Origin of the sequence: Bacillus xiamenensis (assembly GCF_001857925.1) — a bacterium.
Lineage (GTDB): Bacteria > Bacillota > Bacilli > Bacillales > Bacillaceae > Bacillus > Bacillus xiamenensis.
In genome coordinates, this window is record NZ_CP017786.1 from 2,722,395 (window position 1) to 2,745,591 (window position 23,197).

A 23,197-nucleotide genomic window follows, 5' to 3' on the forward strand; every position below is an offset into this window, starting at 1 on the left:
TTTGCATGCCTGTCTAACCGCTTTTCAAGTGAAATAAGCGAAAACAGGTGTTAGAAATGGGAAAGTTGTCGGATACTAATCATAGTTAATATTGATTAGAATAGGAAGATCGGAAAAAATCTTTATTTGGAGCTGCGATCTGTGATCAGCTAGAGACAAAAATCACAAGTTGCAAATTGAAATGAGCGTCATATACTGTAAGTCAGATAGACGTTTGTTGGAGGTACAATTATGACTGTTTATCACTTTGTTGGAATAAAAGGGACAGGTATGAGTCCGCTGGCCCAAATTCTTCATGATACTGGATATACTGTCCAAGGATCGGATATCGAAAAATACATCTTTACTCAAAAAGCATTAGAAGAACGAAATATCAAAATTCTTCCATTTAACCCAGATAATATTCAGCCGGGGATGACGGTGATTGCAGGTAATGCATTCCCAGATACACACCCTGAAATCGAGCGTGCCCTTTCTAAAGGGATACCTGTCATTCGTTATCATAAATTTCTTGGAGAATACATGGATTCATTCACAAACGTTGCGATTACAGGTGCTCATGGTAAAACATCGACAACAGGCCTGCTGGCACATGTGATGCAATCGGCAAAGCCAACCTCGTACTTAATCGGTGATGGATCTGGAATGGGGAAAGAAAACAGCGAGTATTTTGTATTTGAAGCATGCGAATACCGCAGACATTTCCTCAGCTACCACCCAGACTATGCAATCATGACAAATATTGATTTTGATCATCCTGATTATTTCTCGGATATCGATGATGTGTTTGATGCGTTTCAAAACATGGCGCTTCAAGTGAAAAAAGCCATTATCGCTTGCGGAGACGATGAGCATCTGCTCAAGATTCAAGCGAAAGTACCTGTTGTGTACTACGGATTCAATGAAGAAAATGATTTCCAAGCACGTAATGTTGTGAAAAATACAGAAGGCACCACATTTGATGTATTTGTACGCAATACGTTTTACGATACCTTCTACATTCCTGCCTATGGAAATCATAACGTTCTCAACTCGTTAGCTGTGATTGCATTATGTCACTATGAAGCCATTGATGCAGAACTCATTAAAGGTGCTTTAACAACATTTGGCGGTGTGAAACGACGCTTTAATGAAAAAGTAGTCGGTGAGCAGGTCTTAATTGACGATTATGCGCATCACCCAACTGAAATTGAGGTCACGATTGAAGCAGCTCGTCAGAAATATCCAGACCGTGATATTGTCGCTGTCTTCCAGCCGCATACGTTCACACGTACACAGCAATTCTTAACTGAATTCGCTGACAGCCTAAAGAAAGCGGACTATGTATATCTGTGTGATATTTTCGGTTCAGCTCGTGAAAACATTGGGAAACTCAGCATTGAAGATTTAAGAGAAAAAATTCCGCAAGCTCAATTGATCGAAGAAGACGATACAACTGTGCTGAAAGCGCATGAAAATGCGATTTTGATTTTTATGGGAGCAGGAGATATTCAAAAATATCTGCGTGCTTATGAGAAAGTTGCTGTATAAATGTATCGACATCAAAGTGCCGTTTCAATCGGCACTTTTTTTATTTTGAATAAAATGTGACAAAGGGGCTAAATGTGTCAAGATGTGCCGCTTTTTTTCGATCGCTGTGGACAGGAATCGGCGAATAAGTGTAGAATTATTATTCAATCGGTCATTCTAGGCGATGTTTGAATGATACAACGAGAGGGTATTGAACTGAATATGCCCGCAGCAAAGGAGGTATCAGATGATTATTATTCTTTATTTAAGCGTTGCACTCATTGCAATTGCGTTCTTCATTCTTGTCATCTACTTGTCCAAAACATTGAAATCCTTACAGCTGACATTAAAGAATGTCGCATCAACTTTAGAAGGTCTTGAAGGACAGATGCAAGGCATCACCACAGAGACAACACAGCTGCTACATAAGACGAATCAGCTCGCAGAAGATATTCAAGACAAATCAGCAAAACTAAGCACAGTTGTGGATGCGGTGCAGGGAATTGGCGGCTCGATCAACCAATTTAATACAAGCATAAAGCAGGCAGCTGGAGCGGTTTCTTCGTCCGTTGAAAGGAATCAAGAGAAAGTCACGGATGTGGTAAGCTGGAGTAACGCAGCACTTGAAATTTATAAAAAATGGAAACAGCGTAAACACCAAAAATAAACCATATTCGCATAGGAGGAATAATCATGAGCAAAGACGGAATCAATAGCAAAGACTTTTTGATCGGAACACTTATCGGTGGCATTATTGGTGCAACAACCGCATTATTTTTAGCACCGAAGTCAGGGAAAGAGCTTCGCGATGATTTGAACACCCAAGCGAATGCTTTAAAAGAAAAAACAGATCGACTCACAACAGATGCGAAGGAAAAAGGCACGGAATATGTGACGATTGCGAAAGATAAAACATCTGAATTCTCTCAGCTGGTGGCGGAGCAGTCGAACCAGATTTTAGACAAAGTGAAAGACATAAAAGAGCGTGCAGCTGGTAAAGCTAATCAAGTGAAAAGTGAAGCAGAAGATGCTGCAGCTCAAATTGCAAGTGAAGCGTCAGAAGCAGCAGACGAAGCAAAAGGAAAAGCACAAGAAGCAAAATCAGACATTGAAGAAGGCATCAAAGATGTCAAAGAAAAAGTAGAACAATCGACTAAAAGCTAACTCGCTGTTTGAAGTGAGGAAGGAGCACATCATGTCAAAGCAACTTATCGAAACAGAAGAACAATTTGATCAACTAACGAATCAAGACGGAACCTTTGTCTTTTTTAAGCACAGTTTGACATGCCCAATCAGCCAAGCTGCTTTTCAAGAGTTTGAAGCATTTGCGTCTGCTCATGAAGACGTGCCGACGTATTACTTGCAAATTCAAAACACAAGAGAGCTTTCGTCTTATGTGGCTGAAAAGTCAGGCGTTAAGCACGAAAGCCCGCAGGCACTTATCTTTAGCGGTGGAAAAGTAAAATGGCATGCATCTCACTCAAGCATTACACAAGAAGCGCTTGAACATAATATGTAAAGAAAAACGTCAGCAACCGCTGACGTTTTTTTATAAAAAAGGTTTACTTGTATCAAAAGTATGCTATAATCTTACACATAATACTTTATCGCTTAAAAGCGTTTGGGTAATAAAGAATTTTTTCGTGACAATTCCGAAATCTTTGTTTATAATAAACCCTATTATAAGAGATCAAAAATAAAAAGCGAGAGCGGGCAGAGGAAAGGATGACAAAAATGAGCAACAATGAATTGGAACAATTGAGACAGCAAGCAGATAAACTGAATCTTCAAATCTTAAAATTGATCAATGAAAGAGGAAATATTGTAAAAGAAATTGGAAAGGCAAAAGAAGCGCAAGGTGTCAACCGTTATGATCCTGTCAGAGAGCGCACAATGCTGAACCAAATTATTGAAGAAAATGATGGCCCATTTGAAAATTCAACCATCCAGCATATTTTTAAAGAAATTTTCAAAGCAGGTCTAGAGCTTCAAGAAGATGACCACAGCAAAGCACTTCTTGTTTCTCGTAAGAAAAAACCAGAAAATACAATCGTGAACATCAATGGAGAAGCCATCGGTGATGGAAAACAACGCTTCATCGTTGGACCATGTGCTGTTGAAAGCTACGAACAAGTCGCAGAAGTAGCGGCAGCAGCTAAACAACAGGGACTAAAACTTCTTCGCGGCGGCGCATTTAAGCCTCGCACAAGTCCATACGACTTCCAAGGGCTTGGCGTAGACGGTCTAAAGATTCTAAAGCGTGTAGCGGATGAATACGGTCTTGCTGTGATTAGTGAAATCGTCAACCCAGCTCATATTGAAGAAGCCATCGAGCATATTGATGTGATTCAAATTGGTGCCCGTAATATGCAAAACTTCGAGCTATTAAAAGAAGCCGGATCTGTGAAAAAGCCAGTTCTTTTAAAGCGCGGTCTAGCAGCAACAATTTCAGAATTCATCAATGCAGCTGAATACATCATCGCACAAGGAAATGACCAAATCATCCTTTGCGAGCGCGGAATCCGCACATACGAAACTGCGACAAGAAATACACTAGATATCTCTGCTGTGCCAATCTTGAAACAAGAGACACATTTACCAGTCTTTGTTGATGTGACGCACTCAACTGGACGTAGAGATCTACTTCTTCCAACAGCTAAAGCAGCGCTTGCAATTGGAGCAGACGGTGTGATGGCAGAAGTACATCCTGATCCATCTGTTGCCCTATCTGATTCAGCGCAGCAAATGGATATCCCTCAATTCGAAAAATGGTTAGATGCGTTAAGACCACTTGTCAACATTCACGCATAATCATAGGTAGAAATACCGCCGGATGACAGCCCGGCGGTTTTTTTATGGAGAAAATACGGTGGAGATTGGGAATGAAAGGAAGAAAGCACATTGCAAGCTTAAACATCGCTTGTTCACAATGTTTTCATTTTTAAAATTCGGCAAAATCTGCTAAGATCATTGTCATAGCTGACATTCACGATGACTTTTGATGAAATATGATTCAATTTACAGATAACAAACGCATGAAAGTTTGTTTAATTTAGTTATAAAAAGAAAGGGAACGTTTTCATATGATGAAAAAACGTGTATAATTTCATAAAAGAATGTCATTTTGATGTAAATTGAAAAATTATGTGTCTCTTTTCATCGTTTTAATGACAAATAGGATATTATTTTCCTCGTATCTGATATGTCTCTACCCAATTGGTGAATGCTATAGATATGAAGTGTATTTGAAGGAGTGATTTATGTGAATAATGTTACAATATATGATGTAGCAAGAGAAGCAAATGTAAGTATGGCAACGGTATCACGCGTTGTGAATGGTAATCCGAACGTAAAACCAACAACAAGAAAAAAGGTGCTTGAAGCGATTGATCGTCTTGGCTACCGTCCGAATGCAGTCGCGCGAGGTCTCGCAAGTAAAAAGACAACGACTGTTGGGGTCATCATCCCTGATATTTCTAGTATCTTCTATTCTGAGCTTGCACGAGGAATTGAAGATATCGCGACAATGTACAAGTACAACATCATTTTGAGCAACTCAGACCAAAATACTGATAAAGAGCTTCATTTGTTAAATACAATGCTTGGCAAACAAGTGGACGGAATTGTCTTTATGGGTGGAAACATCACAGATGTGCATGTGGAAGAATTTAAGCGCTCTCCTGTACCAATTGTTCTTGCAGCATCTGTTGAAGAGCAGGCACAAACACCATCTGTCAACATTAACTATGAACAGGCCGTTTATGATTCCGTTCAGCTATTAGTTGAAAAAGGACATAAACGAATTGCCTTCGTATCTGGCCCACTGTCAGAACCAATTAACTCTGTAAGAAAGCTTGCTGGTTATAAGCGTGCGCTTGAAGAAGCGGGCATTGCGTTTGACGAAGCGCTTGTTGCTGAAGGTGATTACTCTTATGATTCTGGAATTGACGCTTTGGATAATCTGCTTGACCAATCTGACAAGCCGACAGCTGTTATTGCAGCTACTGACGAGATGGCTCTAGGTGTGATTCACGGGGCGCAGGACAGAGGCGTATCCATCCCTGAAGATTTAGAAGTGATTGGCTTTGATAACACTAGACTTTCTCTCATGGTGCGCCCTCAGCTGACAACGGTTGTTCAGCCGACATATGATATTGGTGCTGTCGCAATGAGACTGTTGACAAAGCTGATGAACAAAGAACAAGTGGAAGACCAAATTGTCGAACTGCCACACAGAATCGAAGAAAGACAATCAACGAAATAAACAAGAAAGCAGGCTCACCTCATCAGTGACAGCCTGCTTCTTTTTTATGCATTTTTCCTCTCTCTTCTAACAGGCATGAGTGCTTTTTCTACCGTTTGTGTATTTTTTTCTGTGATTTCTGCTCTTCTTGGAATCGGTGGATACAAATCATCAGGATCTCCCCATGTTGATGGTAGGGGGACAGGCGATTGCTTATTCCATGCCTGAATCCACTCCTGAGGAAGTTCAGCCGGCGGTGTGATGCCTTTCATCTCAAGCCAAATGCGACTCCACGCTCTTGGAACAACACGCCAAATGTCATATCCACCTCCACCCACAGCAATCCATTTGCCATCACAATATTGATGTGCAAGCTCATGGGCAAGTTTAGGAATTTCCTCATATATTTTCATCGTGGCAGATAAATGAGTTAAAGGATCATAATAGTGAGCATCCGCTCCATTTTGCGTCAAAATCACATCTGGTTTAAAAAAAGCAGCAATCTCAGTCACTGCTGTTCGATATGCTTCTAGAAACGATTCATCTTCTGTAAATGCATCTAGCGGAATATTATACGCATAGCCATAGCCTTTATCATGGCCTCTTTCCTGTACTTGTCCAGTTCCAGGGAATAAGTAGCGTCCCGTTTCATGAATGGATACAGTACATACCTCTGGATCATCATAGAAGCTAAACTGTACACCATCACCGTGATGAGCATCCGTATCAATATATAAAATCCTTGCGCCATAATTCTTTTGAATATATTGAATGGCCACAGAGCTGTCATTATAAATACAAAATCCAGATGCACGCCCTTTAAATCCGTGGTGAAGCCCGCCGCCAAGATTGAGTGCGTGCTGTGAATGCCCAAGCATCACTTGATCAACCGCGGTTAATGTTCCGCCAACAAGGAGAGAAGCCGCCTCATGCATCCCTGCAAACATCGGTGTATCCTCAGTGCCAAGACCGTATCGTTCACCGTCTCTTGTAGACAGTTTGCCTTCACTTGCCCGCTGTACTGCTTGAATATAGTCTGCTGTATGGACGAGCTTTAATTCCTCCAGCGTCGCCATACGAGGGGCGACAATCTCATCATCCGATAACGCCTTCATTTTTTGAAGAAGGTCGTATGTTAAGTAGACACGAAGCTGATTGAATGGATGGTCTTGATGAAACTGGTACGTTTGAAAAGATGGTGAAAAAACAAAGGCCGCTTCCTTCATTTGATCGTCTGCTCCATAGGCCAGAGTACCTGATAGCCTTTTGCACGAATCAGCTTCGTCACATGATCTGCATGAATGGTCTGAAGGCGAAAGACGAGCACTTTAGAGGCTTCATTGGCATGCGGGTACACGAGTACACTCAGCAATTGAATATGCTGATCCTTTAAAATGGCCGTAATGTCTGCAAGACCTTCTGTCACTTGCTCCACTTCAACCTCTAAATGTGACCCCGGCTGGTCTGCACCTGTCAGTCTGACAAACGTACGAAGTAAATCTGTTTTCGTGATAATGCCTACAAGCTTACCGCGTCTGACAACTGGTAGACAGCCAATGCCGTGCTCAAAGAAGACGCTCGAAATCTCCTCAACGAAATCAAGCGGATGAGCGGTAATCGTCTCTAACACCATAATTTCTTCAACTGGCCTCTGAATAAAAAGCTGCCTTTTTTCTGTTTCGAAAATACTTGGACTGGCATTTTTAATATCCCGATCTGTCACCATCCCAATGACAGAGCCTTGATTAGATACGATGGGAATATGCCGAATGTGATGCGCATTCATTTTTTGAATGGCTTCTTCAATCGTATCGGTTTTTCGCAGCGTGATCACATCACGCTCCATAATTTGTTCAATCATCATGTTTACCAATCCCCTTTGCCGAAAAAAACGAATGGAATGCTAATACATAAAGCGCTGATGGAAGCGAAGACGATCAAAACGCTCAATCGAATCAGGACTCACATTTTTTCCGATTCGGGCCATCAAACAATTGGCTGGATGTGAGCTGATCTCTGGCTCGTCTGTTGCAAACCAGACAAGACCGCCGGCGTTCATCATTTTCTCCATCATTTTGCGGTACTCCCAAACGTTTTTCTTAGTCCCCTTTAAATCCCAATGCCAGTAATATTCAGTTGTAATGATGATGTAATTCTCCATTTGCTCATCCATCATGCTCACATCGAGTAAATGCTTGCCAAGTGAGCAGCCTCTGAATGGAGGAGCGACTTCAATGGCACCAAGCTCAATTAAATTCTCCATGTTGCCCTCTGACCAGCGCTCAAGCGGATCAGGGTACAAATACGTGACATAGCCTATGACAAGCTCATCCACTCTTGCAATAATAATACGTCCTTCGGGAAGGTCTGCTATTTCCACAAGTGCTTGTTTCTGCTCCTCAGGCGTGCGAAATGCCGTTAGTCCTTCATGAAACGTATAGTTCGCAAGCTCTGATGCAGGTACCGGGCCTTCAATCAGGATGGTGCCTGTTTCGTGCTCAATTGTTTTTGAATAATAAGTTTTAGGATGCTCCACGTATCCACCGCCTCAAATTCTAGTGAGTCGTCTCTATTTTATCTTAAATCTTGCAGGAATTAAAACGGTTTCACTATAAGTTTTTTAAAAATTGAGAAAAAAAGTCATCTATACTATAATAGTCATTGTAAACGTATGCAAAGGGGGACTGTTTGATGAAAGTGGAAACGCTACCATCAGTAAAAGGGGACTATCATTTAAATGATTATGAGCAGGCATACAAAAATTTTTCATGGGAGGAAGCGAGAAAAAACTTCTCCTGGTATGAAACAGGAAAAGTAAATGCAGCCTATGAAGCGATTGACAGACATGCGGACTCGTTTCGTAAAAACAAGGTGGCGCTTCACTACAAAGATTCACAGCGGGATGAAAAGTATACGTTCAGGGATATGAAGATCAACACAAACAAAGCAGGGAATCTATTAAGAGAAAAGGCACATGTACAAAAAGGAGATCGTGTTTTTATCTTTATGCCAAGATCGCCTGAACTCTATTTCCTTTTGCTTGGTGCTGTCAAAATTGGTGCAATCGTCGGCCCGTTATTTGAGGCATTTATGGAAGGTGCCGTCAAAGATCGTTTAGAAAATAGTGAAGCAAAAGTGATTGTGACAACGCCTGATCTGCTTGAGCGGATTCCGTTTGCAGAGCTTCCAAAGCTTGAATCAGTCGTCATAGTCGGCGGTGAAAAGAAAGACGTCGATGGCGTGCGGACGATTCACTATGAGGATGCGTTTAAAAACGCAGCAAAGGAACTCGACATTGAATGGATGGATGAAAAAGATGGCTATCTGCTGCATTACACATCAGGGTCAACCGGTACGCCAAAAGGTGTGCTGCATGTCCATGGTGCGATGGTGCAGCAAGATCAGACCGGTAAATGGGTACTTGACCTGAAAGAAGACGACGTCTACTGGTGTACAGCTGATCCAGGCTGGGTAACAGGTACAGTATACGGGATTTTTTCGCCTTGGTTAAATGGAGCAACAAATGTCATTTTAGGGGGCAGGTTCAACCCTGATACGTGGTACGAAACCATTGAATCACTAGGGGTGACCGTTTGGTATAGCGCACCGACAGCGTTCAGAATGCTGATGGGGGCAGGGGACGATCTCATTCAAAAATATGACCTTAGCTCGCTTCGTCATGTCTTAAGTGTAGGAGAACCACTTAATCCTGAGGTTATCCGCTGGGGAGATGCTGTATTTGGCAAACGAATTCACGATACATGGTGGATGACAGAAACCGGTGCACAGCTGATTTGTAACTATCCATGCATGGATATCAAACCAGGTTCAATGGGCAAACCAATTCCAGGCGTTGAAGCTGCGATTGTCGATAATGCCGGTAACGAACTCCCACCATATCGAATGGGCAACCTTGCCATCAAAAAAGGCTGGCCGTCCATGATGCATACGATCTGGAACAATCCTGAAAAATATGAATCTTACTTTATGCCGGGAGATTGGTATGTTTCAGGAGATTCAGCTTATATGGACGAAGACGGATACTTTTGGTTCCAGGGACGTGTGGATGATGTCATTATGACATCAGGAGAACGGGTCGGTCCATTTGAGGTGGAAAGTAAACTGGTGGAACATCCGGCCATTGCAGAGGCAGGGGTCATTGGAAAACCAGATCCAGTGCGCGGCGAAATCATTAAAGCATTTATTGCGCTTAGAAGCGGATATGAGCCATCGGATGACCTGAAAGAAGAAATTCGTACATTTGTGAAAAAAGGACTCGCTGCACATGCGGCACCAAGAGAAATCGAGTTTAAAGACAAACTGCCAAAAACCCGAAGCGGAAAAATTATGAGACGTGTACTAAAGGCGTGGGAGCTGAATTTACCTGCTGGTGACCTTTCCACAATGGAAGACTAAGTTCCTTCGTCAGTTGACTTGATATCAAAAGTATGTTAAAAATGACTTTAGTTGAATATGCAAAGGTTTTGACTGAGATTCAGTAGAATCATCTTTCCCTGTTCAAGAGAGCTGACGGCTGGTGCGAGTCAGTACAAAGAGATATTCGAATTACCCTCACGAACCGCTTTTACGAAAAGGGGCATACATGCTGCCTGATTAGTGAAAGAACGGATCTGTCCGTTATCAGTGTAAGTGAAAAGACGTGATATTTGTCTTTTAAGCAGGGTGGTACCGCGATATATATATCGTCCCTTCGTTCATTCGAAGGGGCGTTTTTTATGTTGAATTGTAAATAAAGGAGATTTGGATATGAGTCAATTGATGGAAGATTTAGCGTTCAGAGGATTAATTCAGCAGCAAACAGATGAAGAAGGTTTGACAAAATTATTAGCAGAAGAAAAAATCAAGCTTTACTCAGGCTTCGATCCAACAGCTGACAGCCTGCACATTGGTCACTTACTGCCAATTTTAACATTGCGTAGATTCCAAGAAGCAGGCCATCATCCGATTGCACTTGTTGGCGGCGCCACTGGCCTGATTGGTGACCCAAGTTTCAAAAAAGCAGAACGTTCACTAAACCCAGCAGAAATTGTCGAACAGTGGTCAGAGAAAATCAAAGGACAGCTCTCTCAATTCCTTGATTTTGAAGCAGGTGACAACCCAGCTGTCATCGTGAATAACTATGACTGGATCAGTCAAATGAATGTCATCACGTTCCTTCGTGATATTGGAAAGAACTTCGGTGTGAACTTCATGCTGGCAAAAGATATCGTTAGCTCTCGTATTGAAACAGGGATTTCGTACACAGAATTCAGCTACGTCATTTTGCAATCGTTAGACTTCTTAAACCTTTACAGAAATGAAAACTGTAAGCTGCAAATCGGCGGAAGCGATCAGTGGGGAAATATCACATCTGGACTTGAGCTAATCCGTAAGTCTGAAGCAGAAGGTGCGAAAGCATTCGGTCTGACAATGCCGCTTGTCACAAAAGCAGACGGCACGAAGTTTGGTAAAACAGAAGGCGGCGCGATCTGGTTAGATAAAGAAAAAACATCACCATATGAATTCTACCAATTCTGGATCAACACAGATGACCGTGATGTCGTGAAATACTTAAAATACTTTACGTTCCTATCAAAAGAAGAGATCGCATCGTACGAAGAAAAAGTGCAAACAGCTCCTGAAAAGCGAGAAGCACAGCGCCGTTTAGCAGAAGAAGTGACAACACTTGTACATGGCCGTGAGTCATTAGAACAGGCTGTCAACATCTCAAATGCACTATTTAAAGGCGAGATCAAATCTCTTACAGCGGAAGAAGTCAAAGTAGGCTTTAAGGATGTTCCATCAATGGAGAAAAGCAGCACAGAAGAATTAACACTTGTGGATGTCCTTGTCGAATCAAAGCTGTCTCCATCAAAGCGTCAAGCACGTGAAGATATCACAAATGGCGCCGTCTACATCAACGGAGAGAGACAAACCGATAAAGACTACGTCCTTTCAGCAGAAGACCGCATTGAAAACCAATTTACTGTCTTAAGAAGAGGGAAAAAGAAATATTTCCTTGTGACGTATAAATAAATAGCAAATATATCATTGAAATGCACCTCAAATATTAATATGTGGGTGCTTTTCTTTTTTAGAAGCAGGAATGAAGATGAAGGCTGCTGCAAGTTCAAGCGCCTGTTAAAAAGAGCCCACTATTTTGCAGGGCCTCATTCATTTGCTTCTTTTTCAAGGAGTGAATTTTTGTTTGTGTAATCATGCTCCACCTTGCAAATTCGGGTCGTATAGGATTCGTACCAATCTGTTTCCCCCTTTTTTGAACACGCTGGTGCGCTGTATGTTCTTTCCATTCTTTGATTGCTGCTAATGAATCCCAATACGACACAGTAATCCCAGTCCCGTGTTCATCTCGTACACTTTCAATTCCAAGAAAACCGCCCAAGTCTTTCGCTAATTGATCCATTCTTTGAGCAGCAGCAGCGTACTCTTTCTATTCAACATTTGTTCGTTTCGATGTGAAAATCACCGCATAGTAGGGTGGTGCAGGTGTTTGAGTGAAGAGCATCTAGTAGAACCTCCTTTTGTCTATTCATATTATATAGGAAAGAAAGTCTCGTAGTCTTTTTGTTTTAATTTAAAAAAGTCCAAGGTGCTTTTTAATCATTTATAGTGCTACTAAATATTTTTATAAATATTACCTTGTTCACTTTTCTGTCATATTTTCCTTGTTTAAAATAGAGAGGAACAAGAAAAATAAGGAGGAATGAACGTGATATTTTTAAAGAAAACGAGATTGCAAATTCTTGTAGCGCTTGCATTGGTGATTGGTTCAATGGCCTTCATCCAGCCAAAAGAGGTCAAAGCGGCTGAACATAATCCGGTTGTGATGGTACATGGAATGGGCGGTGCGTCTTATAACTTTGCTTCGATCAAACAATACTTAGTAACACAGGGTTGGGATCAAAACCAATTATTTGCAATCGATTTCATAGATAAAACAGGCAATAACCTGAACAATGGCCCTCGTCTTTCTAGATACGTTAAAGATGTACTAGCCAAAACGGGCGCTAAAAAAGTAGATATTGTGGCTCATAGCATGGGTGGAGCCAACACATTATATTACATTAAGAACCTAGACGGCGGAGATAAAATTGAAAACGTCGTCACACTAGGTGGAGCGAACGGACTCGTTTCACTCAGAGCATTACCAGGCACTGATCCAAATCAAAAAATCCTATATACATCGATCTATAGCTCAGCCGATCTCATCGTCGTCAACAGCCTCTCTCACTTAATTGGCGCAAGAAACGTCCGGATCCATGGCGTCGGACATATCGGACTATTAGCATCAAGCCAAGTCAAAGGCTATATTAAAGAAGGATTGAATGGCGGGGGACAAAATACGAATTAAAAAATGAAAAAAGACAGCCGTCATGTGCTGTCTTTTTTCATGTTGTTAGAGATAAGCCATGGGATAGGCTTTGCGGGGCATGTGAAAGATTGAAGCTCATTAGCATCTATGACATCATGGCCAGTGTGTGGTTTATCTTTTTGCTGCAAAAACAGACAAAACAGCGTACATAGCCGAATAAAAACATGTACAAATCAACCACCATTCTTTACACTACATATAGTGAATAACAATCATTGGGGGTGGGCGTTTGTGCAAAAGAATCAAAAGGCTTTGATTATTGTGGACGTACAGAAGGCGTTCGAGCACGAAAAATGGGGAGAACGGAATAATCTAGATGCAGAGAAGAATATCAATCGTCTATTGACGTTTTGGAGAAAAAAAGGCTGGACAGTCATTCATATTCAGCATACATCTGACAAGCCGAACTCCGTATTTCATCCGGCAAATGAAGGGCATCTCTTCAAAGAAATCGCCAAACCGCTAGATGAAGAAATGGTCATACGTAAGAAAGTCAACAGCAGCTTTATAGGTACAAACTTAGAGGAACAGTTAAGATCAAACCAGATTGATACGGTCGTGATCGCTGGACTCACAACACCGCACTGCGTATCTACCACAACAAGAATGAGTGGAAACCTAGGCTTTGATACATACCTCATTTCGGATGCAGTAGCTGCCTTTGGACTCACAGATCAAACTGGTACATATTATGACCCAGAAACGATACATCGCCTCTCACTTGCAACACTGCATGAGGAATTTGCGACAGTCCTGACAGCAGAACAGCTGATGACAAAGTGGACAAGCGAAAGCACCTAGAATCATATCTAGGCGCTTTTTTGTTATAAGCCATTAAGCATGTTCATCCAGCGGTGGTTTTCGCTGTTTCATCCCTGAATATATGAGATCAATTCCAATAAATAAAAAGCTGACAAAGAAAGATAAAATTAATGTGCCGTGTCCCCATATGGATACATTCACTAGTTTTATGTGAAGGACATACTTGATAGAGAGATGTAAAACGATCCAAGAAATGATCCACTCCAAAGCAGAAGTCAGCCATGCAGGGAGTTTGAGTAAATAGGCCAGCCCTTTGCCTATGAATAGAAGAAAAGGTGACAAAAAAACCACTATCACACCTACTAACAAAGAGAACGAGATCAATGAAAAAAATGAATCATATGTTATATATTCTCCAAAAAGAAAGTTTCCCCCTAAAGCCACTATGCACAGCATGACACTTGGAACTGTGATCACAAAACAGAGAGAAATAAAGATCAGTAAGATGAACAACATCGCAGCCAATACATTTGGTGGTGCATCTATGATCTGTTTTTTTCTTAAAAGAGAATAAGCGAAAATAGACAAGGCGAAGAGAATGAGAATCATGACTAATATAAAAAACATGCATTCCTCCAGCTAAGTGCTATAGAAGAAGATGATAAGACGGCTGTGCTCTTTTTATTTCATCTATCATCATTGTACCAATAGACAAATTGCAGCTAAATATTTGTATGTGGGAATGACCATCACATAGTGAAGCGGAGATGGTGGTGATGCTGCGAAGAAAGGTTTTGGATAAGGATGTTGTTACACACTGTCATACATTCGCTTTCATCTTGTAGGTGTTAGGTCATGGTGGAACGCAAACAAAAAACCCTAGACATCCTTGAACAATCAAGGTCTCTAGGGTTTGTTTGCTCACTCTTTGAGAGAGTCATGAAATTAACGAGAGTAGAACTCAACGATTAGTTGTTCGCTGATTTCAGGCGCTAATTCAGAACGCTCTGGAAGACGAGTGAAAGTTCCTTCAAGTTTTTCAGCATCGAAAGAAAGGTATTCAGGAACGAAGTTGTTTACTTCAACTGATTCTTTCACAACTGCAAGGTTTTGAGATTTTTCACGAAGAGAAATCGTTTGACCTGGTTTCACAGAGAAAGATGGGATGTCTACACGGCTTCCATCAACAAGGATGTGGCCATGGTTTACTAGCTGACGAGCTTGGCGGCGCGTACGAGCAAGGCCAAGACGGTATACTAGGTTGTCAAGGCGAGTTTCAAGAAGGATCATGAAGTTTTCACCTTGTTTACCAGGAAGTTTAGCCGCTCTGTCAAATAGTGTACGGAATTGACGTTCGTTGACACCGTACATGTGACGAAGCTTTTGCTTCTCCTGTAATTGTAAACCGTATTCAGATAGTTTTTTGCGTTGTCCTGGACCATGTGGGCCTGGAGCGTAAGGGCGTTTTTCAAGTTCCTTACCTGTTCCGCTTAATGAAATGCCTAAACGGCGGGAAATCTTCCAACTTGGACCTGTATAGCGAGCCATAATGTGACTCCTCCTTATTGTTTTTATTTGTGAAAAATAAAAACCGTCTGCTCTTTGTCTTTTCTGTCATTATGTTTTCATGCATCCTCGCTCCAGCAGCAGGGAGTTACAAGATGCACCTCCATATAGAAGGAACAAAATGATACAAAAAAGCCGAACAAAAAGGCTGCCATATTTCACACAAACTCTATTATATGATGCTGGATAGGAGAAGTCAACCTATTTAAAGAGGAGAATGTCAAACCTGGTCGGCATTCATCGAGGAAGAAAGCAAAACAAAAAAGCAGACACATTGTCTGCTTCAGCGTGTAGACAAACCCTCGCATTCGGTGTCAGTCCTGCGTGCTGGTACTCACGAATGTCAAATTCGCTCCGCGCCAGTACTCGTCCTTCCTAGACTGCAAAGGTTTTCAATTCACGCTGAAAAGAAGACAAAGGGCTAAAATGACCTTTATTTTAGCCCTTTGTCAACAATCTGAAGCAGACACATTGTCTGCTTTTCAAGCATCATGATGCATCAGTAGAGGCTGATAACGCATTTTGGAGAACCTCTGTAAATTGAACTAAGTACGTTTCATCCACTTCATTGAAACGATTTTTCACTGGACTGTCAATATCGAGTACCCCAATGATTTGTCCATTTACTTTAAGCGGGATCACAATTTCAGACTGCGATGCTGCATCACATGCAATATGACCAGGGAATGCATGCACATCAGCGATACGCTGCACATCACCTGTTGCAAACGCGGTGCCGCAAACGCCTTTTCCAGAAGGAATGCGCACACAAGCAGGCAGTCCGTTAAACGGTCCAAGTACAAGTTCGCCACCCTTTGCCAAATAAAATCCTGCCCAGTTCACTTCAGGAAGTGAGTGATACAATAACGCCGCAGCATTTGCTAAGTTGGCAATCAGGTCTGGTTCGCCGTCTGTGATCGCTTCTACTTGTTTAATCAGTAATTGATAGTCTTTCGATGGATCGCCAGACTGTTTTTCGACATGAAACATGAAAATCTCCTACTTTCTATCTCAAAAATACATAACTTGCGTTTTGCATGTGGGATTTGTCGAGCAATTGTAAAAGGAACTTCTGCCTTCATCTTGAAGTAAGTACACATGAAGAGGGGTGAGCGGATGAAAACATCAACAAACGTGCAAACAAAAGACCGTATTATTGAAGCTGCCATCAGACTTTTTAACCAAAAAGGATTTTCTGGTACCTCTGTCCGTGAGATTGCGAAAGAAGCAAACGTCAACGTTGCCCATATATCTTATTACTTTCAAGGAAAAGGAGGACTGCTAGAGCAGCTCGTCTCCGATTTTTATGAAGGCTATATTCACATGATTGAATCGCACATCCATCACATGGAAACCCGTCACGCAAAAGAATGTTTACTTCATGTGGTTTTTGATATTTTATCTTATCAGCATGAAAACCGTCAATTAACCCGTTTCGTTTATCGAGAAGTGACCATTGATTCGACGCTCATTAGGGAAATCATGTCGACCTATTTAACAAAAGAAAAATACTTGTTTCAGCTGATCGTTGAAAAAGGGAAAAAAACCCACGTGATTTGTGAGCAGCTTTCACTCTCCTCTTTTATGATTCAGCTGAAATCACTTCTGATGATGCCGTATTTACAGCCTCAATATTTAGCGGAGGTGCTCTATATCAATCCAAGTGAGCCTTATTTTTATCAAACGTACTTTAAGGAACTAAGCCGCTCACTCCATCATTTACTAGAGCCGAAAGAGCCGGCACTGGATACTCACCTGAAACTGATCATGTCTTCAAACTGATCATACGCATACCCGAGATCTTCCGCTTGATGGGCATCAGACCCGAATATGAGCGGAATTTTTTTCTGTTTTGCGAAATCAATCATCCATTGCTCCAAATAGATACTTCTGGCATATGTCTTACGAAGACCTGATGTATTAAAATCTAAGGACATGCCTTTTTTTGCCGTTTCTTCAAGGCAAAGGGTGACCTTTTGACGTAGTTCAGGCGGCATCTCATATGGAAAAAGCTGTTTGAATTTCTGGACAAGGGTGATATGACCGATTCTCTTTGGCTTATAGTGACCTAAAGATGATAGAATAGAAGAATGAATTTGGTCATAGTAGCTTTCGTAGACCTGCTCGATACTGCCATAAATGCTGATCAGCTGCTTGAAGGCATGCTCGTCAAAATCAAGACAAATATAATCATCGCCAGCAGGAAGAAAGTGAACAGACAAAATACTATCGTCTAGTTCAGGACCGTAGCAGTCTAAAAAGGCACTTGTTTCCTGTTCATACTCTCTGATATAGTCGACCTCAAGCCCAGTTTTTACTATTAATTGTCCTTTGTATTCCTGTTTCAACTGATCTAGCTTCGTCAAATACGCTTCAAGGTCTTGAAGCTTCATGGCGCTATCCTGCTCAGGTGTTGGATCGCGAAACGAAGGTGGCAGCGGAGCATGCTCGGTAAAGGTGATGGAATCAAATCCCTTTTTCATTGCTTTTTCAATATAAGAATGAAAAGGATCAAGCGTCCCGTGCGGGCAAAACGGAGTATGTAGATGTGCATCTTGTTTCAGCATGTCGTCACCTCTTGTCGATATTTTGAAAAACGTGATGTTGATCAGTGAAAATAATGAAAAATCATGACCAAAAATGTTGGTTACATGGTATCATAATAACAATGAAAACGACAGCTTCCGCATACATAAAAGCAGGTCACATTGAGACGTGTGATCAAATGATAGAAAGCGCTGAATGACTTTCTTGAAAAAACATACATAAAACCGTGAATGGATCGTCTTGGAAAACATACGATCCTGCTTATAAAAAGCAAATGCAAAGCGGACACGAAAGGGTTCTCAGGTCTATTCGGGACACTTTTACCCTGACATCACTTAGATCACAACAAGGGGGCTCATTATGGAGTTAATCATCGGTTTAATTGTCATTTTGCTTGCTTTGTTTTCAGTCGGTTACTTCCTTCGAAAAAATATATATAAAGAGATTGACCGATTGGAAGCATGGAAAATTGAAATTTTAAACAGATCAATTGTAGAAGAAATTTCAAAAATCAAACATTTAAAAATGACCGGAGAAACAGAGCAGTTTTTTGAAAGGTGGCGTGCAGAGTGGGACGATATCGTCACAGCCCATCTTCCAAAGGTAGAGGAGCTATTATACGATGCAGAGGAGTATTCTGATAAATATCGATTCTCCAAAGCTAAGCAAGTCCTGGCACATATTGGGGATTTGCTGGCAGCTGCTGATTCGAACATTGAAGACATTTTAAAAGAGATTGCAGACCTTGTCACAAGCGAGGAGCAAAACCGCAAAGACATTGAAAAGGTCAAAGAGCAATACCAAACCGTTCGAAAAAATCTGCTTGCATACAGCCATTTATATGGCACCCTTTATGACAAAATGGAGCAGGACTTAGATGAGGCCTGGGAAGGGATCAAGCAGTATGAAGAAGAGACAGAAAACGGAAACTACATGACAGCAAGAAAAATTTTGCTTGAGCAAGACCGCAGACTCGATCAGCTGCAATTATATATCAATGATGTACCGAAGCTCATCGCAGACTGCAAACAAACTGTACCAGGTCAGCTGACGAAGCTGAAAGACGGTTATAAAGAAATGACAGACAAAGGCTACAAACTGGAGCACATCCAAATCACAAAAGAACTAGATAATTTAAATAAACAGCTGACTCGAGCAGAAAAATTACTCATTGATGAACTCAATTTAGATGAAGCATCCAGCATTCTGCAATTGATCGATGATGCGATTCAGACATTGTATGATCAGCTGGAAGCAGAAGTAGAAGCAGGTCAGGAAATAAAAAGCAAGATGCCTGAGCTTGAGGAAGCATTCCAAAAGCTTGAACAGGATCATACGCAAACAAAGGCAGAAACAGCCCTTGTGAAAGAAAGCTACAAGCTGACAGCAGGAGAGCTTGATCAGCAGAAAGCTTTTGAGAAACGCTTAGAAGAAATTGAAAAGCTCATGAAGCAAATACGTGAGAAACTCGATCGTGATCATGTGGCATATTCTTTATTAATGACTGAAATCAATCAGCTCGAGACCTTTATCGAGGAAGCAAAAGCCTTGCATGAATCGTTTAAAGATCATCTTCAATCGTTACGAAAAGAAGAACTGCAGGCGAGAGAAACACTGACTGAACTTAAAACACTGCTGACAGATACAGTACGACAGCTGCATAAAAGCAATATTCCAGGCGTACCTGCTGACATCAAAGAACGTGCTGAAAAAGCGCAGGAGATGATTCAGCAAGTGCATGAGCAGCTTGAGAACCTGCCTTTGAATATGCCGGCAGTGAACCAACAATTAAAAGAAGCCTCTGAAACAGTGAGAAGTGTCGCTCATGAGACGCAAGAAATGCTCAGTAAAGTGGATCAAATTGAACGGATCATTCAATACGGCAACCGGTTCAGAAGTCAAAATCATATCTTGTCAGAGCAATTAAAAGAAGCAGAACGAAGATTTTATGCCTATGATTATAACGGTTCATTTGATGTGGCAGCAGCGGCTGTTGAAAAAGCATCACCTGGAGCCGTCCACAAACTTTTAGCGAAGCAAGAAAAAGAATACCAGCACCAATAAAAAAGCTGAAGTCCATTTTTAGGACTTCAGCTTTTTTCAAATTATGAAGCTTGTTTCTGTTGTTCTTCTGAAGCAGAAGAAGTGAAAAGAGAAATGACGAACCCGGCGATGACTCCAAGTAAAGCAGGAACAATCCAGCCAATGCCAAGGTCATAAAATGGCAGTACGGCTTTAAAGATGTCTTTCACTGGACCGATTGGGAGGTTCGCTGCGGCTAAACCGTCAAATAAGCTGACGCAGCCTGTTAAGATTAAAGAGAGAACATAGACAGGTCTTCTATGTCCAAGCCATTTATCAGCAAGTGATAACACAATAATCACAATCGCAAGCGGATAAATCGCTGTTAATACAGGAACAGAGAAAGCGACAATATGAGCTAATCCAAAGTTTGAAATGATGAAACTAAATAATGTGACGAGCGTTACGACCGTTTTATATGAAAGTTTAGGCAGTAACTTTGAGAAATACTCCCCGCATGATGTGACAAGACCGATACTTGTCGTTAAACATGCGACTGTAATGGCAGCACCTAACACAATATTTCCTAGACTGCCGAATAGGAATTGGGAAGACTGAGCCAAGATTTTGCTGCCGTCTCCAACGAATCCAATCGCGTGTGTACTAGAAGCGCCTAAATAAGCAAGTGATAAATACACAAATGTTAAACCGCATGCTGCAATCAGACCAGCTTTGATACAAGCAGAGGCAAGTGCCTTTTTACTTGTCACGCCGCGCCCTTTAATGGCATTGATGACCACAATTCCAAAGACAATCGAAGCAAGAGCATCCATTGTCTTATAGCCCTCAAGAAATCCTTTGAAGAAAGATCCATTGCTATAAGATACATCTGGTGTGCCAATCACACCCATTGGCGTTAAAAGCGCTTTGACGATAATAATCAAAATGATGGTAAATTTAATTGGTGTTAAAACTTTCCCCACTCGATCGACAATCTTTGTTGGGTTTAAAGCAAGGTAATACGTAATACCAAAAAAGACAAGTGTAAATAAAAGAAGTGAAAGCCAAGCTGGCACACTTGATAAAAATGGTAATGCCCCAATCTCATAAGAGACGGTTCCTGTTCGAGGAATAGCGAAAAGCGGTCCAATGGATAAATATAAAATGACTGTAAATGCTGTTCCAAACACTGGGTGAGCCTTATCAGCTAGTCCTTTCGCATCGCGTCCTGTTAAAGCAATCGCAATAATCCCGAGAAGGGGTAAACCGACACCTGTTAATAAAAATCCGCCCATTGCTCTCCACACATTTTGTCCAGCATATTGCCCAAGTTCTGGTGGATAAATCATATTACCGGCGCCGAAGAATAGAGCAAATAGCATAAAACCTATGATAACCGTATCTTTCGTCGACAAAGTTGCCTTCATTGAATGTAAAGCCTCCATTATTATGTTGAAATATTCTGTTAATTGTTTGCTAGATAAACGTACATCATTAACATTCACTAATTATAAAGGATGTACGCCTGATGTCAACATGTGTTTTCATACAAAAGTCATGAATTTTTCTATTTTAGTATATGGAGAACAATAAAAAACATCCCCTTCACAGGATGGAAGGGGATGTGAGACGCTGATGTTAAGCAAGCTGTTTAGGCGGACTCTTGAATATGGAGATGAGAAGACCGGCAATGGCTCCAATAACGGCAGGAATGACCCAGCCGATTCCAAGACTGTATAAAGGAACAGTATCTTCTAACAAATCATGTAAACCACCAAGCGGAATCTTTGCAGCTACAAGTCCGTCGATGACGGCAAAGATACCAGTGAAAATAAGGGAAATGATATAAATCATCCGTCTTCCATTGATCCATCGATCGAGAAACGATAAAAGAATGATCACAATAGCTAACGGATAAATTGCGACAAGAACTGGGACAGATAGTGAAATAATTTGTGCCAGACCAAGGTTTGCTACAAATGTACTAAACAAAGAAACGATGAAGATGACGGTTCGATAGGAAAGGCGTGGAAATAGCGTGGAGAAATATTCTCCGCAGGAAGAAACGAGCCCAATACTTGTTGTTAAACAAGCAAATAAAATCGCCGCCCCCAGCACAATATTTCCAGCAGACCCAAATAAAAAGTTAGCGGCTAGGGAAAGAAGTTTCCCGCCATCATTTGATCCTACCATACCTGTTGCATCAGGACTTGATGCGCCAACGTAAGCAAGTGATATGTACACAAGTGCGAGTCCAGCAGCTGCCACAAGTCCAGCTTTAATACAGGCCACAGCAAGAGACTTACGCTCTGTAATGCCGCGTTCTTTAACAGCCGTGACAACGACAATTCCAAAAACGATTGAAGCAAGAGCGTCCATTGTTTTATAACCTTCCAAGAAGCCTGTAAACAGCGGGCTTGTTTCATAGGAAGGATGAGGACTGCTAATTGCGCCCATCGGTGTTGCAATGGCTTTTATCACAATTAAAGCAATGACAGCGAGTAAAATTGGTGTTAAAATTTTACCGATTCGATCAACAAGTTTCGATGGATTTAACGCAAGGGCATAGGTAATTCCGAAAAAGGCAATCGAAAACAAGAATAACGGAAGCCATGATGCAGACTGAGCTTCTGAAAGGAACGGGGCCAGTCCGATTTCATAAGAAACAGTTCCTGTACGTGGGATCGCAAAAAACGGCCCAATGGATAAATATAAAATGACGGTGAAAATTGTACCAAATGTAGGATGTGCTTTATCTGCAAGTCCTTTGGCACCTGTTCCTGTCAAGGCAACGGCTATGACGCCTAAGAGCGGCAGGCCGACCCCTGTCAGTAAAAAACCGCCAATCGCAAGCCAAACGTTTTCACCTGCGTATTGTCCAAGTACAGGCGGAAAGATCATATTACCTGCGCCGAAAAAGAGTGCAAACAGCATTAAGCCGATGGCTAATGTGTCTGACTGACTTAACTTATTGTTCATAAGAGGACCCCCTTATTATTTTATTTTTCCGTCATATTTAAAAATTCTGTTAATTAAGAATGAAATATGACAATGGCACTATGCATGTTATAGTGTATTGATCTAGTTGTCAATACACCGCTTTATTTTGAAAAAAAAGGAATGAGATTCACGTTCTTTAAATGGAGAAAGATAAG

General features: G+C 41.4%; 21 protein-coding genes, 1 pseudogene and 1 other annotated feature. Of the genes and pseudogenes, 12 read left to right on the forward strand and 10 right to left on the reverse strand.

Annotated features, from left to right (window positions below):
- Positions 1-231: 231 nt before the first annotated feature.
- The 6 genes from murC to ccpA all read left to right on the forward strand — a co-directional run bounded on the left by murC (position 232) and on the right by ccpA (position 5,773).
- Complete coding sequence (gene murC / locus BK049_RS13895) at positions 232-1,530, forward strand: UDP-N-acetylmuramate--L-alanine ligase (RefSeq protein ID WP_008356378.1); 1,299 nt, start codon at positions 232-234, stop codon at positions 1,528-1,530.
- Between the two features lie 226 nt (positions 1,531-1,756).
- Positions 1,757-2,176: a DUF948 domain-containing protein gene (locus tag BK049_RS13900; protein WP_071168767.1), complete on the forward strand. Its 420-nt coding sequence runs from the start codon at positions 1,757-1,759 to the stop codon at positions 2,174-2,176.
- A gap of 26 nt (positions 2,177-2,202) precedes the next feature.
- Positions 2,203-2,673, forward strand: coding sequence for a YtxH domain-containing protein (locus BK049_RS13905; RefSeq protein ID WP_071168768.1), 471 nt, complete (start codon positions 2,203-2,205; stop codon positions 2,671-2,673).
- Positions 2,674-2,704: 31 nt separating this feature from the next.
- Entirely contained in the window at positions 2,705-3,028 is a 324-nt protein-coding gene (gene ytxJ, locus BK049_RS13910; protein WP_008356371.1) for a bacillithiol system redox-active protein YtxJ, read from the forward strand.
- A gap of 215 nt (positions 3,029-3,243) precedes the next feature.
- Positions 3,244-4,320: a bifunctional 3-deoxy-7-phosphoheptulonate synthase/chorismate mutase gene (locus BK049_RS13915; protein WP_008356369.1), complete on the forward strand. Its 1,077-nt coding sequence runs from the start codon at positions 3,244-3,246 to the stop codon at positions 4,318-4,320.
- Between the two features lie 451 nt (positions 4,321-4,771).
- The gene (gene ccpA / locus BK049_RS13920; protein ID WP_008356367.1) at positions 4,772-5,773 is read left to right on the forward strand and encodes a catabolite control protein A; all 1,002 of its coding nucleotides are present in this window, start codon (positions 4,772-4,774) and stop codon (positions 5,771-5,773) included.
- A gap of 44 nt (positions 5,774-5,817) precedes the next feature.
- Here the strand turns inward: ccpA and BK049_RS13925 are convergent, their stop codons facing one another.
- From BK049_RS13925 to BK049_RS13935, 3 genes are read right to left on the reverse strand one after another with little or no spacing between them, the layout of a single operon-like run.
- On the reverse strand, positions 5,818-6,978 hold the full coding sequence (locus BK049_RS13925; RefSeq protein ID WP_071168769.1) for an acetoin utilization protein AcuC: 1,161 nt from the start codon (positions 6,976-6,978) through the stop codon (positions 5,818-5,820).
- Positions 6,975-7,616 (reverse strand): CBS and ACT domain-containing protein, encoded by a 642-nt coding sequence (locus tag BK049_RS13930; RefSeq protein WP_071168770.1) that lies wholly within the window; start codon positions 7,614-7,616, stop codon positions 6,975-6,977. Before BK049_RS13930 ends, BK049_RS13925 begins: the two co-directional genes overlap by 4 nt.
- A gap of 39 nt (positions 7,617-7,655) precedes the next feature.
- On the reverse strand, positions 7,656-8,288 hold the full coding sequence (locus BK049_RS13935) for a GNAT family N-acetyltransferase (RefSeq protein WP_008356362.1): 633 nt from the start codon (positions 8,286-8,288) through the stop codon (positions 7,656-7,658).
- Positions 8,289-8,443: 155 nt separating this feature from the next.
- Between BK049_RS13935 and acsA the strand changes: the two genes are divergently transcribed.
- Positions 8,444-10,168 (forward strand): acetate--CoA ligase, encoded by a 1,725-nt coding sequence (acsA, locus tag BK049_RS13940; protein ID WP_071168771.1) that lies wholly within the window; start codon positions 8,444-8,446, stop codon positions 10,166-10,168.
- A gap of 59 nt (positions 10,169-10,227) precedes the next feature.
- Positions 10,228-10,466 (forward strand) — a binding site (T-box leader).
- A gap of 53 nt (positions 10,467-10,519) precedes the next feature.
- Positions 10,520-11,788, forward strand: a complete 1,269-nt coding sequence (gene tyrS, locus BK049_RS13945; RefSeq protein WP_071168772.1) for a tyrosine--tRNA ligase — start codon at positions 10,520-10,522, stop codon at positions 11,786-11,788.
- A 134-nt stretch (positions 11,789-11,922) separates the two neighbouring features.
- Here the strand turns inward: tyrS and BK049_RS13950 are convergent.
- Positions 11,923-12,278 (reverse strand): annotated as a pseudogene (locus BK049_RS13950) (antibiotic biosynthesis monooxygenase family protein).
- A 267-nt stretch (positions 12,279-12,545) separates the two neighbouring features.
- Here BK049_RS13950 and BK049_RS13955 point away from each other — a divergent pair.
- Together BK049_RS13955 and BK049_RS13960 are read left to right on the forward strand one after the other, a co-directional pair.
- A complete protein-coding gene (locus BK049_RS13955) occupies positions 12,546-13,124 on the forward strand; it encodes an esterase/lipase family protein (protein WP_425304342.1) in 579 nt (192 codons plus the stop codon).
- 252 nt (positions 13,125-13,376) lie between these two features.
- Positions 13,377-13,946 (forward strand): cysteine hydrolase family protein, encoded by a 570-nt coding sequence (locus BK049_RS13960; RefSeq protein WP_008356348.1) that lies wholly within the window; start codon positions 13,377-13,379, stop codon positions 13,944-13,946.
- A 33-nt stretch (positions 13,947-13,979) separates the two neighbouring features.
- Here BK049_RS13960 and BK049_RS13965 read toward each other — a convergent pair whose 3' ends face one another.
- From BK049_RS13965 to BK049_RS13975, 3 genes are all read right to left on the reverse strand, one after another.
- Positions 13,980-14,534: a hypothetical protein gene (locus BK049_RS13965; RefSeq protein WP_071168774.1), complete on the reverse strand. Its 555-nt coding sequence runs from the start codon at positions 14,532-14,534 to the stop codon at positions 13,980-13,982.
- A 318-nt stretch (positions 14,535-14,852) separates the two neighbouring features.
- On the reverse strand, positions 14,853-15,455 hold the full coding sequence (gene rpsD, locus BK049_RS13970) for a 30S ribosomal protein S4 (protein WP_008356344.1): 603 nt from the start codon (positions 15,453-15,455) through the stop codon (positions 14,853-14,855).
- Between the two features lie 507 nt (positions 15,456-15,962).
- The gene (locus tag BK049_RS13975) at positions 15,963-16,463 is read right to left on the reverse strand and encodes a GAF domain-containing protein (RefSeq protein ID WP_071168775.1); all 501 of its coding nucleotides are present in this window, start codon (positions 16,461-16,463) and stop codon (positions 15,963-15,965) included.
- Between the two features lie 126 nt (positions 16,464-16,589).
- Here BK049_RS13975 and refZ point away from each other — a divergent pair, with 126 nt between their 5' ends.
- The gene (gene refZ / locus BK049_RS13980) at positions 16,590-17,255 is read left to right on the forward strand and encodes a forespore capture DNA-binding protein RefZ (protein WP_071168776.1); all 666 of its coding nucleotides are present in this window, start codon (positions 16,590-16,592) and stop codon (positions 17,253-17,255) included.
- Here refZ and hisJ read toward each other — a convergent pair.
- A complete protein-coding gene (gene hisJ, locus BK049_RS13985; RefSeq protein ID WP_008356339.1) occupies positions 17,225-18,040 on the reverse strand; it encodes a histidinol-phosphatase HisJ in 816 nt (271 codons plus the stop codon). The two genes, refZ and hisJ, sit on opposite strands and share 31 nt — an antisense overlap.
- Positions 18,041-18,380: 340 nt before the next feature.
- On the opposite strand from hisJ, the gene ezrA reads away from it, so the two are divergent.
- Positions 18,381-20,084: a septation ring formation regulator EzrA gene (ezrA, locus tag BK049_RS13990; protein ID WP_008356337.1), complete on the forward strand. Its 1,704-nt coding sequence runs from the start codon at positions 18,381-18,383 to the stop codon at positions 20,082-20,084.
- A gap of 41 nt (positions 20,085-20,125) precedes the next feature.
- Here the strand turns inward: ezrA and brnQ (BK049_RS13995) are convergent, their stop codons facing one another.
- Entirely contained in the window at positions 20,126-21,469 is a 1,344-nt protein-coding gene (gene brnQ / locus BK049_RS13995) for a branched-chain amino acid transport system II carrier protein (protein ID WP_008356335.1), read from the reverse strand.
- 211 nt (positions 21,470-21,680) lie between these two features.
- Positions 21,681-23,021 (reverse strand): branched-chain amino acid transport system II carrier protein, encoded by a 1,341-nt coding sequence (brnQ, locus tag BK049_RS14000; RefSeq protein ID WP_071168777.1) that lies wholly within the window; start codon positions 23,019-23,021, stop codon positions 21,681-21,683.
- Positions 23,022-23,197 lie beyond the last annotated feature (176 nt).

Coding starts and splice junctions, on each gene's coding strand:
- BK049_RS13900 (WP_071168767.1), top strand. CDS start 1,757: ATGATTATTATTCTTTATTTAAGCGTTGCACTCATTGCAATTGCGTTC.
- BK049_RS13930 (WP_071168770.1), bottom strand. CDS start 7,616: ATGATGATTGAACAAATTATGGAGCGTGATGTGATCACGCTGCGAAAA.
- tyrS (WP_071168772.1), top strand. CDS start 10,520: ATGAGTCAATTGATGGAAGATTTAGCGTTCAGAGGATTAATTCAGCAG.
- BK049_RS13905 (WP_071168768.1), top strand. CDS start 2,203: ATGAGCAAAGACGGAATCAATAGCAAAGACTTTTTGATCGGAACACTT.
- BK049_RS13975 (WP_071168775.1), bottom strand. CDS start 16,463: ATGTTTCATGTCGAAAAACAGTCTGGCGATCCATCGAAAGACTATCAA.
- ezrA (WP_008356337.1), top strand. CDS start 18,381: ATGGAGTTAATCATCGGTTTAATTGTCATTTTGCTTGCTTTGTTTTCA.
- BK049_RS13915 (WP_008356369.1), top strand. CDS start 3,244: ATGAGCAACAATGAATTGGAACAATTGAGACAGCAAGCAGATAAACTG.
- BK049_RS13925 (WP_071168769.1), bottom strand. CDS start 6,978: ATGAAGGAAGCGGCCTTTGTTTTTTCACCATCTTTTCAAACGTACCAG.
- ytxJ (WP_008356371.1), top strand. CDS start 2,705: ATGTCAAAGCAACTTATCGAAACAGAAGAACAATTTGATCAACTAACG.
- brnQ (WP_008356335.1), bottom strand. CDS start 21,469: ATGAAGGCAACTTTGTCGACGAAAGATACGGTTATCATAGGTTTTATG.
- hisJ (WP_008356339.1), bottom strand. CDS start 18,040: ATGCTGAAACAAGATGCACATCTACATACTCCGTTTTGCCCGCACGGG.
- acsA (WP_071168771.1), top strand. CDS start 8,444: ATGAAAGTGGAAACGCTACCATCAGTAAAAGGGGACTATCATTTAAAT.
- rpsD (WP_008356344.1), bottom strand. CDS start 15,455: ATGGCTCGCTATACAGGTCCAAGTTGGAAGATTTCCCGCCGTTTAGGC.
- refZ (WP_071168776.1), top strand. CDS start 16,590: ATGAAAACATCAACAAACGTGCAAACAAAAGACCGTATTATTGAAGCT.
- BK049_RS13965 (WP_071168774.1), bottom strand. CDS start 14,534: ATGTTTTTTATATTAGTCATGATTCTCATTCTCTTCGCCTTGTCTATT.
- BK049_RS13955 (WP_425304342.1), top strand. CDS start 12,546: ATGGCCTTCATCCAGCCAAAAGAGGTCAAAGCGGCTGAACATAATCCG.
- brnQ (WP_071168777.1), bottom strand. CDS start 23,021: ATGAACAATAAGTTAAGTCAGTCAGACACATTAGCCATCGGCTTAATG.
- murC (WP_008356378.1), top strand. CDS start 232: ATGACTGTTTATCACTTTGTTGGAATAAAAGGGACAGGTATGAGTCCG.